The 13,132-nt window shown below is 69.1% G+C and carries 13 protein-coding genes; 9 read left to right on the top strand and 4 right to left on the bottom strand.

The window, feature by feature from the left end:
* Positions 1–11: 11 nt before the first annotated feature.
* Genes QHF85_RS32685 through QHF85_RS32675 form a run of 3 tightly spaced genes read right to left on the bottom strand, consistent with a single transcriptional unit; the run spans position 12 to position 2,985 of the window.
* Positions 12–1,403 (bottom strand): ABC transporter permease, encoded by a 1,392-nt coding sequence (locus QHF85_RS32685; protein ID WP_281331308.1) that lies wholly within the window; start codon positions 1,401–1,403, stop codon positions 12–14.
* Entirely contained in the window at positions 1,400–2,098 is a 699-nt protein-coding gene (locus tag QHF85_RS32680) for an ABC transporter ATP-binding protein (RefSeq protein WP_281331307.1), read from the bottom strand. The genes QHF85_RS32685 and QHF85_RS32680 overlap by 4 nt, the downstream gene beginning before the upstream one ends.
* Entirely contained in the window at positions 2,095–2,985 is an 891-nt protein-coding gene (locus QHF85_RS32675) for a ferritin-like domain-containing protein (protein ID WP_281331306.1), read from the bottom strand. The genes QHF85_RS32680 and QHF85_RS32675 overlap by 4 nt, the downstream gene beginning before the upstream one ends.
* 179 nt (positions 2,986–3,164) lie before the next feature.
* Between QHF85_RS32675 and QHF85_RS32670 the strand changes: the two genes are divergently transcribed.
* Positions 3,165–4,679: an HAD-IG family 5'-nucleotidase gene (locus tag QHF85_RS32670; RefSeq protein WP_281331305.1), complete on the top strand. Its 1,515-nt coding sequence runs from the start codon at positions 3,165–3,167 to the stop codon at positions 4,677–4,679.
* Positions 4,680–4,736: 57 nt separating this feature from the next.
* On the opposite strand, the gene QHF85_RS32665 is transcribed toward QHF85_RS32670, so the two are convergent.
* Positions 4,737–5,531, bottom strand: coding sequence for an SUMF1/EgtB/PvdO family nonheme iron enzyme (locus tag QHF85_RS32665; protein ID WP_281331304.1), 795 nt, complete (start codon positions 5,529–5,531; stop codon positions 4,737–4,739).
* Positions 5,532–5,608: 77 nt separating this feature from the next.
* Here QHF85_RS32665 and QHF85_RS32660 point away from each other — a divergent pair, with 77 nt between their 5' ends.
* The 8 genes from QHF85_RS32660 (at position 5,609) to QHF85_RS32625 (ending at position 13,054) form a co-directional block, all read left to right on the top strand.
* Positions 5,609–6,712 carry a tRNA pseudouridine(13) synthase TruD gene (locus QHF85_RS32660; RefSeq protein WP_281331303.1) on the top strand — a complete coding sequence of 368 codons (1,104 nt, stop codon included), beginning with the start codon at positions 5,609–5,611 and terminating at the stop codon, positions 6,710–6,712.
* Between the two features lie 99 nt (positions 6,713–6,811).
* Complete coding sequence (locus QHF85_RS32655) at positions 6,812–7,621, top strand: MotA/TolQ/ExbB proton channel family protein (RefSeq protein ID WP_281331302.1); 810 nt, start codon at positions 6,812–6,814, stop codon at positions 7,619–7,621.
* Positions 7,621–8,082 (top strand): biopolymer transporter ExbD, encoded by a 462-nt coding sequence (locus tag QHF85_RS32650; RefSeq protein ID WP_281331301.1) that lies wholly within the window; start codon positions 7,621–7,623, stop codon positions 8,080–8,082. The genes QHF85_RS32655 and QHF85_RS32650 overlap by 1 nt, the downstream gene beginning before the upstream one ends.
* 75 nt (positions 8,083–8,157) lie before the next feature.
* Positions 8,158–9,087: an energy transducer TonB gene (locus QHF85_RS32645; RefSeq protein WP_281331300.1), complete on the top strand. Its 930-nt coding sequence runs from the start codon at positions 8,158–8,160 to the stop codon at positions 9,085–9,087.
* Positions 9,088–9,193: 106 nt separating this feature from the next.
* Positions 9,194–9,664, top strand: a complete 471-nt coding sequence (locus QHF85_RS32640) for a cyclic nucleotide-binding domain-containing protein (RefSeq protein ID WP_136933370.1) — start codon at positions 9,194–9,196, stop codon at positions 9,662–9,664.
* A 74-nt stretch (positions 9,665–9,738) separates the two neighbouring features.
* On the top strand, positions 9,739–10,464 hold the full coding sequence (locus QHF85_RS32635; protein WP_281331299.1) for a hypothetical protein: 726 nt from the start codon (positions 9,739–9,741) through the stop codon (positions 10,462–10,464).
* 114 nt (positions 10,465–10,578) lie between these two features.
* Positions 10,579–12,042, top strand: coding sequence for an amidophosphoribosyltransferase (purF, locus tag QHF85_RS32630; RefSeq protein WP_281331298.1), 1,464 nt, complete (start codon positions 10,579–10,581; stop codon positions 12,040–12,042).
* A 52-nt stretch (positions 12,043–12,094) separates the two neighbouring features.
* Entirely contained in the window at positions 12,095–13,054 is a 960-nt protein-coding gene (locus QHF85_RS32625; RefSeq protein ID WP_281331297.1) for a hydroxymethylglutaryl-CoA lyase, read from the top strand.
* The last annotated feature ends 78 nt before the right edge of the window (positions 13,055–13,132 follow it).

The following is a 13,132-nucleotide window of genomic DNA, read 5'->3' as shown; positions in this document are numbered from 1 at the left end:
ACGAAGCCGGTTTAGCTCCCCGCGAGCGCCCGCGCCGGATCGACCTTCGCGGCAGCCCGCGCGGGGCCGATGGCGCCGAGGACCGAAAACAGAATGGAAAAGCCCATGCCGAGGAGCCAGAGCCACCAGGGGAACGCGAAAAAGGTGTCGGGCTTGAACGGGAAGTCCGGGAGCTTCTCGGCGGCAGCCCAGTCGGCGAGGAATGCGAGGATCCGCGCGACGAGGAGGCCCACGGCGCCCGCGAAGAAGCCGACGACGGCCGCGAGCGAGACCGTCCACGCGCCGATCTCGCCCGCCGTGGCGCCGACCGCACGATACAGGGCGATCTCGGCGCGGCGCTCGAGGACGAGGGCGCGGAACGTCTGCGTGATGCTCGACGCGCTGACGACGAGGACGATGCCCGCCACGAGCGAGAGCAGCGCCATCACGCCCGAGACGAGGACGCTCACGTCGCGCGCGCGTGTGTCCTTCGGGGACAAACCCATGCGCGCGCCCGCGTCGATGATGCCCGCGACCTCGGCGCCCGAGCGCGCCTCGACGACGGCGCTCGAATACCGCTCGGCCGCGCGGTCGCCGCCGAACTCGCGGTTCCAGCGGCGAACGACGCCGAGCGGGAACGTGAGGCCGAGGTCGGTGGCGCTGCCCGAGATGCCGACGATGCGCGCCTTGATCGTGCGAGGGCTGCCCAGCTTGGCCCGCCCGAGCAGGCTCTCGCCGAGGCGAATCGTGAACGTGATGCCCTGCGCGCGGCCGAGGAGCGTCTCGCCGACGGCCGGAAAGCCGTGCGCAGGCGCGATGCTCTTGTCGAAGATCTCGACGAGGTAACGGCTGACGATCGCGGGTACGGGCGCCGAGCAGCGTCCCTCGGCCGCGCCTTCCGCGCGCTCGCAGTACGCGCCGCCGGCGCAGGCGGCGTCGTCGGTGCAGGCGGGGCCGGGCGTGTCCATCGGATCGACGAAGAGGCCGGGCTTCACGTCGTTCGCGGCGAGCGCGGGATCGATGCCGTCGCCGGGCAGCTCGCCGGCGCCGACGTCGTGGCCGAGGATCTCGCGGCCGCCGCGCGCGCTCGCGGGGAAGGCGAAGGAGAGCTTGGGACGAACGCGTGAGGCGCCGGGGAGCGCGGCGAGCTTCGCGACGTCGTCGGGCGAGATCCCCGTGGGCTCGCCGCCGCCGCCGAGGAGCAAGCCGAGCAGGCCCGGATCCTTGGCTTTTGGTGGTTCGAGCTCGATCCGATCGATGGGAAAAACCTCGCCGAGCAGAACGGAGCGCACGCCGAGGCCAAGGGCGAGGAAAAACACGAGCGTGGCCGTGCCCGCGGCGATGCCGAAGGCGCTGCCAGCGAGGGCGCGGCGCGCACGCGCGAGGTCGCGGCGCACGAGGCGGACCAGGGCGGCGAGCTTCATGCGGGCTCCTCGTTCGCGGCATCCACGCGGCCGTCGCGCAGGCGGAGGATGCGGCTCGCGGCGCGCGCGAGGCGCTCTTCGTGCGTGACGGCCACGATCGTGAGGCGCTCCTCGCGATGCAGCTCCTCGAAGAGCTCGATGATGCGCGCGCCCGTGGCTTCATCGAGGTTGCCGGTGGGCTCGTCGCAGAGGAGGAGCTTGGGTTTGCGGAGGAGCGCGCGCGCGATCGCCACGCGTTGCCGCTGCCCGCCCGAGAGCTCGGCGGGCGTGTCGCCAGCCCGATCGGCGAGGCCGAGCCGTTCGAGGAGCTCCTTCGCGCGGGCGACGCAACCTTCATCGTCGCCGCGCGGATCGAAAAGCGCGGGCGTCGTGACGTTCTCGATCACGGTGAGGTGATGCAAGAGGTGGAAGTGCTGAAAGACGAAGCCGATGCGCTCGCCGCGCAGGCGCGCGAGGGCGGCGTCGCTCATGCGGCCGAGGTCCTCGCCGAAGAGCTCGACCTGTCCCTGGTAGCCACGATCGAGCCCGCCGATCACGGCGAGCAGGGTGCTCTTGCCCGATCCGCTCGGGCCGAGGACACAAACGAACTCGCCCTCCTCGACGGAGATCTCCACGTCCGCGAGGGCCCGGCGCGCGTCGCGGCCGCCTTCGTGCACGCGGGAGAGGCCGCGGGTGCGGATGGCCGGGACGCTCACAGCGCCGTGACCGCGACGCGCTCGCGATCCACGGCGGCCTCCGCGGCGCGCACGCTCACCGCCGACGTGTCCTCGCCCTCGCGGAGCGCTTCGTCCGTGAGGCCGAAGAGCCAGAGCACGAGGCGCGGCGGATGCAGGCGGAGATCGTCCTCCTTCACGAAGAGGCGCGCGAGGTGCTCGGCGTAGCCGCGGCAGAGGACGCGGAACGGGATGTGATCGAAGGCCTCGGCGCGGCGGCGGCTCGCGTAGGACGAGAGCAGGAGCGCCACGAAGAGCACGTCGTGGATCACCTGCAGGCGCAGGCGCGAGGTGCCCGGGTTTCGCGCGAGGGTCTCGCGGAGAAAGTGCACGTTCAGCGGGACGTGGAAGGACTCGTCGCGCGTGAGGATCGTGAGCATGTGGCGCACGGCCGGGTGGCGCGCGCGGCGCAACGCGAGGCGGTAGGTCGTCGAGCCGATCGTCTCGAACATGAGGTTCGTGAGGACGATCGTCTCGATGCGCTTGGCCCGGCCGTAGAGGCGGTAGAAGGTGCCCGTGACGCGGCCCATCGGGCGGACCTCACCGCCAAGGTAGGCGAGGAACTCGGTGATCAGCTCGCGATGCCAGCCTTCTTCGTCGCCGTAGAGGCGCAGGCACTCGGCAAGCTCGGGATCCCACGAGGCGATCTCGTCGGCGAGCTCGTGGGCCTGGCGCAGGCCCGACTCCTCGGCGCGGAAGGCCGCGTTGAAGAAGGCGATCGCCGCCTGCCGCTCCGCCTCGGACGCCCACACGATGGGCTCACCGAGATCGAGCTTCTCTTCGTACATCCGCTCGGCCCGCCTGCGCAGCATGCCGAGCCACCACGACGTGGGGCGCCGCAGCGGGCCGCTCTCCCTGTTCTTCGTCATCGCTGCCTGGGGCGGAAGGTGCAGGCCGACGATAGCGCAAGGAGGCCGAGCGGGCACGGGCGGCTCGCGGAGAAGGCGGACGAGCGAGCGAAGAGGAGCGGGCTGGAACAAGAACGCACGCGTGCAACGTGGACGGCGCGCCTATGTGCTGCGGATGAGGTAGGATGGCTGTGGGTCCCGTGGCGTTCGAACAGCTCTCTCTACCGTTCGAGGGGCATCTCACCCCGACCGCGCCGGCGCGAATCCCGCGCACGCGTCGGGTGTTCGTGAACCGCAACCTGAAGATGGCGGGGATCGACTGGGTGGGGTTCGACATGGACTACACCCTGGCGATCTACAACCAGGTCGAGATGGACAAGCTGTCCATCGACGCCGTGATCCCCAAGCTCGCCAAGCGCGGCTACGACGAGGACGTCCTCCGCGGGATCACCTGGCCCATCGACTTCCCGATCCGCGGGCTCTTGATCGACAAGAAGGCCGGGAACGTCCTCAAGATGGACCGCTTCAAGGTGGTCCACAAAGGCTACCACGGCCTGCGTGAGCTCACGAAAGAGGAGCTCCGCTCGCTCTACCACCAGAAGCGCGTCAAGCCGAACACCGGCCGCTACCACTTCATCGACACGCTCTACGCGCTGAGCGAGGTCGCGCTCTACACGGGGATCGTCGAGGCGTTCGAGGCGCGTCGCATCGAGCTCGACTACGCGACGCTCTTCACGGACATCCGCGAGTGCATCGACGAGGCGCACCGCGATGGGTCCATCCTGGACGTGGTGCTCGGGGATCTGCCGCGGTTCATCGATCGCGACCCCTTGCTCGCGCCGACGCTGCACAAGCTGCGCTCGGCGGGCAAGCGCCTCTTTTTGCTGACGAACTCGCGCTGGCCCTACACCGAGCGGATGATGACGTACCTGCTCGGCGACGCGATGCCGGAGTACCCGAGCTTCCGCCACTACTTCGATCTGATCATCGTGGCGGCGCAGAAGCCGGCGTTCTTCCAGGAGCGCAGGCCGCTGCTCGAACGGGACGGAGAGAACCTGCGCCCCGCGACGTACCCGCTCGAACGAGGCGTGATCTACGAGGGCGGCAACCTGCACGACCTCGAAGCCGCCCTCGGCATCGGCGGCGACCGGATCCTCTACGTCGGCGATCACATCTACGGCGATATTTTGAGGTCCAAGAAAGAGTCGGCCTGGCGCACGGCGATGATCATCCAGGAGATGGAAGCCGAGGTGATCGCGCACGAGATGTGCCGCGAGGAGCACCAGAAGAGCGCGGAGCTCGAGCAGCGGCGGGACGAGCTCGAAGATCAGCTCCGGTACTACCAGCAGCGGTACAAGGACCTGACGCGCAAGATCGAGGACGCGGCGCAGGCGGCGAAGAACGGGCACGCGAACGGGAGCGGGAACGGCATCTCGTACGAGGCCGAGCGAGGGAGGGCGAAGCGCGCCGTGGAGCGGATCCGCGGCATGCTGCGCGCGGTGGACGCGGAGGCGACGAAGCTCGAGCGCGAGATCGATCAGCGCTTCCACCCCTACTGGGGCTCGCTCTTGAAGGAATCGATCGAGCCGAGCAGCTTCGGCGATCAGGTCGAGGAGTTCGCCTGCATCTACACGTCGCGCGTGTCGAACATGCTCGCGTACTCGCCGCTTCAGTACTGGCGAAGCCCGCGCGATCTCATGCCGCACGAACTCTGAAAGGGTATTCCCCAAGCTGCTGCGCAGCTCGCGACGCTTGGGGCACACCCTCTGGCTTCATTGGCAGCAGCGGAAGCCCGTCGAGTAGTCGTGGTACCGCGCGTTGTGCGCGGTCGTCTTGTAGTCGCAGCCGTCGCCGTTCTGGTGCGTGTCGAGGTAGTAGCCGCCGCGGAACGTGCCCGACTTCGAGGCGGTCCACTCGTGCAGGTTGCCGACCATGTCGAAGGCGCCGTAGCTCGACTTGCACTTCTTGTGCGCGCCGCTCTTCGCGAGCGTGCCCTTCATCTGGTTGAGGCGCTCGTCGTTCATGTTCGCGAACGTGTACGCCTCCTGCGGCGGCGGGCCGCCCGCGACGCCGTAAAGCGCGTTGAACGAGGAGAAACCGCCGTCGTTGCAGACGCCGGAGACGTGATCGCTCCCGTACGGGAACGTCGTGGGCTTCTTGCCTTTGCAGGCGCCGATCCACTCGTCGTCCGCGCAGAGGCGTTTGCCCGCGTTCTTGCACGCCTCCTCGGCCTGATCGCGGCTGATGTACGCCTGCGGGACCTTGCCCTTCTTGCTCACGGCCTTCACGCGGAGGCCCGCGATGGGCTGGTACGGCGAGTGCGCCTTCGTCTTGTTCTTCCCGACGATCTCGACGACGTGCGCCTCGTACGTGTCGATGCAGTACTTGCCGGCCACGCTCACCATGCCCTCGGCGCACTTCTTCCCCTTCGCCTCCGCCTCCGAAGGCGCGGGCAAGGTCGCCGCGAGCAGCGCGACGGCCGCGAGGCCCAGAGCCGGAGGAGAGCGGAAAAAGACGAAGGGCTTCATGGCGCCATGAAGGACGAGCGAGCCACCTCGTCGACTCATACCGAAAGCTTCCGGTCGGGGCAAATGCGCCGTGGTCGCTTGGACGGGCCTCGGTTTTCGGTCAACCTCTGCCGCCCATGCAGGCGCCCCTCCCGATCGCCAAGATCCGTACGAGCCCCGAGGACTTCGTCGTCGAGGAGATCCCCGCGTACGCGCCGAGCGGCAAGGGCGAGCACCTCTACGTCACCCTGCGCAAGACGGGAAAAAACACGCTCGACGTGGTGCGTGATCTCTCCCGCGCCCTCGGCGCCGACCCGCGTAGCACGGGCTTCGCCGGGATGAAGGATCGCAACGCGATCACCACGCAGACGATCTCGATCCAGGTGCCGATCGCAGAGGACGCCGAAGCGAAGCTCGCCCAGGTGTCGCTGCCCGGCGTCGAGATCCTCGACGCGAGCCGGCACGGAAACAAGCTGAAGCCGGGTCACCTCGTGGGCAATCGGTTCACGATCACGCTGCGCGGTCTCGCGCCGGAGGACGCCGCGCGGGTCGGCGAGCGCCTCGCGGAGACGGGCCGCGTGGGGGTGCCGAACTCGTTTGGGCCGCAACGATTCGGACGCGACGGGCAGAACCCGGCGCGTGCGCTCGCGTGGCTGCGCGGCGAGGAGCGGGGGCCGCGGGATCGGCGCGAGCAGCGTTTCTTGTTCTCGGCGCTGCAGTCGATGCTGTTCAACGAGGTGCTCGCGCGGCGCGTGGCCGCCGGGACCTGGGCCGCCGTGCTGCCGGGGGACATCGCGAAGAAGCACGACTCTGGCGGGATTTTTGCCGTGCCCGCGGAGGGGCGTGATCTCGACGATGCGAAGGCGCGGGCCGAGGCCGGGGCCATCTCGCCGACGGGGCCGATGTTCGGCGCGAAGATGCGCTGGCCCGAGGGCGCACCGCGGGAAATCGAGCGCGAAGTGCTCGCCACGGTGCTGCCCGACGCGAGCCGACTCGAGGCCTTCCGCGCCCTCGGCGAGGGCACCCGACGCCCGCTGCGGCTCATGGTCGCCGACATGCTGGTGCGTCCGATTGACGCATCCGGCGGGCTCACTGTTTCTTTTGTGCTACCGAAGGGTGGCTACGCCACAACGGTCCTCGCCACCGCTTGTCAGATCGCCGATGCGACGTTCCGAGGAAGCGACGCGGAGGGTGGCGAAGAAGGCGACGAGTCCTCCTCCGAGCCTTCCGATTCCGCTTAGCGCCGCTTCGCGCCCGCTTCGAGCCTCGTCGAGAGGGCGTGTGAACCACATCAAAAGCCCGGGCTGCAACGGCCCACGACTGAAAGGCACAACCGGAAGATGAATCTCATCGAGTGGCTGCAGCGCATCATGGTCGGCTTCGGCGCTGCCTGGGTCATGTGGCTCATGATCGGGCTCTCCGTGGTGAGCATCGCGATCATCCTCGAGCGCGCCTGGTTCTTCTGGTCGCTGCGGGACGACGTGGTCGTGCTGGCGCGGGACCTGCGTAACGCGCTGAGGGACTCGATCGAGGCTGCGCAGAAGCGCATGGAGGCCTCGCCCTCGGCCGAGGCGGCCGTCGTGAAGGCGGGCCTCGTCGAGGCCGATCGCGGGCCGAAGGCGGCCGAAGAGGCGATGGCCGGCGCGCTCGCGCTCCAGCGCATGAAGCTCGAGCGGCGCCTCGCCTACCTCGGCACCCTCGGCAACAACGCTCCGTTCATCGGCCTCTTCGGCACCGTCATCGGCGTCGTCGGCGCGTTCGACGCGCTCGGCAAGGCCGCCGAGAAGCCGCTCGCGCAGGCCGCCTCCGCGGCGATGGCGCCGCAGCAGGTCATGTCGAGCATCGCCGAGGCGCTCGTCGCCACGGCCGTCGGCCTCGCGGTCGCCATCCCGGCCGTCGCCGCGAACAACTTCTTCCAGCGCATCATCCGCTCGACGGTCGCGAACACCGACGCGCTGACGCGTGTCCTGCTCGCGCATCTGCACGGCGAGAAGGAGAGCGCGCTCGAGGAGGCGGTCGAGGACATCGCCCTCGCCGTGTCCGCGAACAAGAAGGCCGAGGCGAAGCCCGCGAAGACGAACGGCGCGCAGAACAAGAAGGCCGCGAAGAAGGGCGAGGACGAGGAAGAGTCCAGCGAGGAGAACGGCTGATGGCCGCGTCGAGCTCGAACAACGAGGAGAACATGGTCGAGGGGATCAACGTCACCCCCCTCGTCGACATCACCCTCGTGCTCCTCATCATCTTCATGGTGACGGCGAAGATCATCGTGTCGCAGGCCCTGCCGCTCGACCTGCCGAAGGCCGCGTCGGGGCAAGAAGTGCAGATGGTCTTCAGCGTCGAGCTCCGCGCGAACGGAGACATGGTCATCGACGGCAAGAAGCTGCCGAACGACGACGCCGCGCTCCCGCTCGCGAAGGAGGCGCAGGCGAAGACGCCCGATCTGCGCGCCGTCATCCGCGCGGAGCAGACGGTCCAGCACGGCCGCGTGCTTCACGCGCTCGATCTCTTGAAGCGTGCCGGGATCACGAAGATCGCCTTCGGCGTGACGCCCGTGCCCGCCGAGGACGGCAAGGCGGCTCCGGCCGCGCCGCCCGTGCCCGTGACGCCGTGATAGTTTCGCTTGAACTCGAGGGGCTCCGTCAGGCCACGCGGAGCTCCACGCCCGAACCTTGGAGATGAATCGATCATGAGCTCGGCGGCGAACAGAGTCGTGATGGGGGGAGGCCCGTTCCACAACTCCGCCGAGCGCGACCGTGATCCGCTTGCGCCCGTCGTCGCGCTCGGAGATCGCGCGGCGAAGACGGGCACGGCGATCGGGCTCGTGCTCGCGCTGCTCTCCCACGGCTACGCCTCCGCGCGCGCGATGACCGCGCTCTTCGACATGCGCCGCGCGGTCGTCGAGATGCGTCAAGGTCTGCACGAGTTCTTCTGGACCGAGTACGACATCGACCTGACGCCGAAGAACGAAGACAAACCGAAGCCCGAGGAAAAACCCCCGGAGCCCGAGCCGGAGCCCGAGGCCCCGCCGCCCGTGCCCCAGCCGAAGGCCGACAAGGCGCCGGACGAAGAGGTCCCCGACAAGAACCCGGAGCCTCCGCCGCCGCCCTCGCAGGCCGCGAAGGTGCTCACGCAAGAGCCGGACGAAGAAGAGCCCGTGGACATGACGGGGCAAGGCTTCGTGAGCGGCACCGGGGAGGGGCCGGGCTACGGGATGGTGAGCGCGGCGGGGACCGGGAAGGCCCCGACGTACAACAAGTCCGCCTCGCTCGACGGGAAAGAGGGCGGCACGGGCACGGGCAAAGGCGGTCCGCCGCCCGCGCCCACGGGGCCGGACATGTCGAAGGCCGCGGGCCTCGTCGGTAGCTCCGCCTGGGATTGTCCCTTCCCGCCGGAGGCCGACGCCGAGCAGATCGATCAGGCCGTCGTGTCGATCATCGTGACGGTGCGGGGCGACGGTTCGCCGCAATCCGTGAAGGTCGTCAACGATCCCGGCTACGGCTTCGGCCGCGCCGCGCGCCTCTGCGCCCTGTCGCGGCGCTACACGCCCGCGCTCGACCGGTCCGGGACGCCGATGGTGGCCGCCACGCCGCCGATCCGCGTGCGCTTCACGCGCTGACCCACGCGCACGCGCGGGCCTCGTTTCGCACGCGGGGCCGCGATCCGCCGCGGCCGAGTCGCCGCGCTTCCTTTCCGCGCGGCGCCTCATTATCCTCCGCGGACACGTGGACGTCGCCGAACGCATCGAGAAGCTCAGCAAGGTGCCCCTGTTCGAGGGGCTCACCACCCAGGCGCTCGAGCTGATCTCGCGCGTCGCCAACGAAGAATCCCACGCGCTCGGGACGAAGATCTTCCAGCACGGAGATCCGGGCGACAAGCTCTACATCATCCTCGAAGGCAAGGTGCGCATCAGCCGCGAGGTGCCCGGCATGGGCGAGGAGGCGCTCGCGGTGCTCGGGCCTGGCTCGGTCTTCGGCGAGATGAGCCTGCTCGACGAGGCGCCGCGCTCGGCCGACGCCCGCGTCCACGAGCGCTGCCGCCTGCTCACGGTGCCCAAGGACGCCTTCGAGGACCTGCTCTTTTTGCACAAGGACCTCGCCTACGAGGTGCTCTGGAGCTTCGTCCGGATGCTGACGCAACGGCTCCGCGAGACGAACGACAAGCTCACGTTCCTCACGGTCACCGGCAAATTCTGACGGCGCCGGCGCGAGGCGCGCGCCTGGGACTTCCGTCACCGCAGCCCTGTCGTGTACTGTCTGCCCTAGACAACATGGCTGCCAAGAAACACCTCGCTCTCGCCTTCGTTCTTGCCCTTTCGGGCGTCGCCGCGGCCTGCGGCGGCGGTTCGACGCCTCCGCCCGACACCGCCAACGATCAGAAGACGGACGGGACCTCGACCGACAAGCCCGCCGATACGGGCGGCGCGACCGACGCGAAGCCCGCAGGCGACGCGAAGCCCGCCGGCGACGCGAAGCCCGCGGACACGGGCTCGGGTGGGACGGCGGCGACGCCTCCGGCCGCGGCGGGCAAGCCCTCGACGAACATCCGGCAGAGCCAGATGCTCGAGGACATCAAGAAGATCGGCCTCGCCCCGGACAAACTCGCGGATCTGCCGAAGATCGCCCTCGCGCAGAAGAAGAAGCTGATGCCGCTCTTCCAGAAGGCGCTCGGCTACAAGGACTGCAACGGCTGCCACGTCGAGGGCGACTACAAGGCCGAGACGCGCAACATCAAGATCACGCGCGGCATGTGGAAGAACTTCGTCGTCGCGCTGCGCGACGAGAAGGGCGGCGCGGTCTTCTGCGACACGTGCCACGACGGCAACGAGCACAACCTCAACCACGCCGACAAGAAGGCGCTCGAGAAGTTCATGGACGAGCAGTACGAGGACAAGCTCACGCGCGCCGACAAGAAGGACATGGAGTGCGGCACGTGCCACGGTGACCCCTTCGAGGGCGACATCATCACGAAGGTCTGGGGCATCGCGAAGAAGTAGCGCTCGCCCGGGAGCGCGGTTTTCTCCTCGCCTTTCCGCCCTCTCCACCCCTCCCCGCCCCCGCGCGGCCACCTCCCGTGGCCGGCTCCTTCTTTCGTACTAAAGAGACGCCGCATGTGCGGTGTGTTCGGCATCTATGGCCACCCCGAGGCCGCCAACATCACCTACCTCGGACTGCACGCGTTGCAGCACCGAGGTCAGGAGGCGGCGGGGATCGTCACGAGCGACGGAGAGCGGCTCACGCCGCACAGGGCGATGGGCCTCGTGCAAGCAGGGTTCTCCCCGAAGGATCTCGCGGCGCTGCGCGGCGATCGGGCGATCGGGCACGTGCGGTACTCGACCGCCGGCGGATCCCACATCCGCAACGCGCAGCCGTTCGCCGTGGACTACGCGCGCGGATCGATCGCGGTCGGGCACAACGGCAACCTGACGAACTACGAGGCGTTGCGGGATCGGCTGGAGGCGCGCGGGAGCATCTTCCAGAGCTCGAGCGACACCGAGGTGATCGTGCACCTCATCGCCGCGAGCACGCAGGCGACCGTCGAGAGCCGCGTCGCCGAGGCGCTCGGGCAAGTCGAGGGCGCGTACTCGATCCTGTTCCTCACGGAGCGCGAGCTCATCGCCGTGCGGGATCCGATGGGCTTCCGCCCGCTCTGCATGGGTCGCCTCGCGCACGGCGAGACCGAGGCGATCGTCGTCGCCAGCGAGCCGACGGCGTTCGATCTGATCGGCGCGACGTACGTGCGAGACATCGAGCCGGGCGAGATGCTGATCGTGGACGCGAACGGGACACGATCGCTCCGGCCCTTTGCGCCGCGCACACGCAAGCTCTGCATCTTCGAGCACGTGTACTTCGCTCGTCCTGACTCGCTCATCGAGGGCGCGAGCGTGTACGAGGTGCGCAAGGCGCTCGGCAGGAAGCTCGCCGAGGAGGTGCCCGTCCCGGGCGGGAGCGACACGGGGGACGTCGTCGTGGTGCCCGTGCCCGACTCCGGGGTGCCCGCCGCCGTGGGCTTCGCCGAGCGCGCCGGCGCGCCGTTCGAGATGGGCCTCATCCGCAGCCACTACGTGGGCCGGACGTTCATCGAGCCGCAGCAGTCGATCCGGCACTTCGGGGTGCGCCTGAAGCTCTCCCCGAACCGCGCGGCGCTCGCGAACAAGCGCGTCGTGATCGTGGACGACTCGATCGTCCGGGGCACGACGAGCCGGAAGATCGTGAAGATGGTGCGCGACGCCGGGGCGCGCGAGGTGCATCTCCGGATCTCGAGCCCGCCGACGCGCTGGCCCTGCTTCTACGGGATCGACACGCCGACGCGGGCCGAGCTCATCGCCGCCACGCACACCCTCGACGAGATCTGCAAGTACGTGACGGCGGACTCGCTCGGGTACTTGTCGCTCGAAGGGCTGGTCACTTCCGTGCGCAACATCGAGCAGGCGGCGTCGCAGAACCCTCCGCCCTCACCGAACAACGGGGATGCGGCCGAGAACGGATACTGCGCCGCCTGCTTCTCGGGGGTCTACCCGGTGCCGTTCTCCCCGAGCCCGAAATCGAGGCATCTGAGGCTCGTCCACGGCTAGCGCGCGCGAGGCGCGTTGACGGCGCCCGCGCATGCCGAACAATGGTCACCCCATGACGGATCGCCCCTCGAGCTCGAGCGCCGCCCCGCACGATCTGTTCGCCCAAGCGCCCGATCGGGTGTCTCTCTACGAGGTGAGCCCGCGCGACGGCCTGCAGAACGAGGCCGTGGTCGTCCCGCTCGAAGCGAAGAAGCAGCTCGTCGGCGCGCTCGTCGCGGCGGGCGTGAAACGGCTGGAGATCACGAGCTTCGTGTCGCCGAAGTGGGTGCCGCAGCTCGCGGACGCCGAGGAGCTGGCGCGCGAGATGCGCGCGCCCGAGGGCGTGACGTTCAGCGCGCTCTGCCCGAACGCGAAGGGCCTCGAGCGCGCGCTCGCCACGGGGCTCGGCGAGATCGCGGTCTTCATGAGCGCGAGCGAGACGCACAACCAGAAGAACATCAACAAGTCGATCGACCGGACGCTCGGCGTGTTCACGGAGATCGTGCCGCCGGCGATCGAGGCGGGCCTGCGCGTGCGCGGGTACGTCTCGACGGTGTGGGGATGTCCGTACGAGGGCCCGGTGTCGGCGGAGCGGAGCATCGAGATCACGAAGAAGCTCCTCGAGCTCGGCTGCTACCAGGTGTCGCTCGGCGACACGATCGGGGTCGGGACGCCGAAGCAAACGCGCGACATCGTGCTGCGATGCCTCGACGCGATGCGGGTGGATCAGTTCGCGCTGCACCTGCACGACACGCGCGGGACGGCGCTTGCGAACATCCTGGTGGGGCTCGAGCTCGGGGTGCGGGACTTCGACGCGTCGGTGGGAGGTCTCGGAGGTTGTCCGTACGCGCCGGGCGCCGCGGGCAACGTGGCGACGGAGGACCTCGTGTACATGCTGCACGGGATGGGGATCGAGACGGGGATCGACCTCGACAAACTCATCGAGGCGGGCAACGTGGCCGAGCGCGTGCTCGGGCGCCCGCTGCCGGGCAAGGTGCACAAAGCGGGCGCGTTTCGACGGCGGCCGAGCTAGCAGGTTGTCGAGAAGCGCAGCGAGCGCCTCGAAGCTAGGGAGGGCGACGCAGGAATACGCCCGTATTCCGAGGAGCCC

Source organism: Polyangium sp. 6x1 (genome assembly GCF_029946515.1).
GTDB lineage: Bacteria > Myxococcota_A > Polyangia > Polyangiales > Polyangiaceae > Polyangium.
Note: the sequence above shows the minus strand (reverse complement) of the source record. Positions and strands in the feature narration are given on the sequence as shown.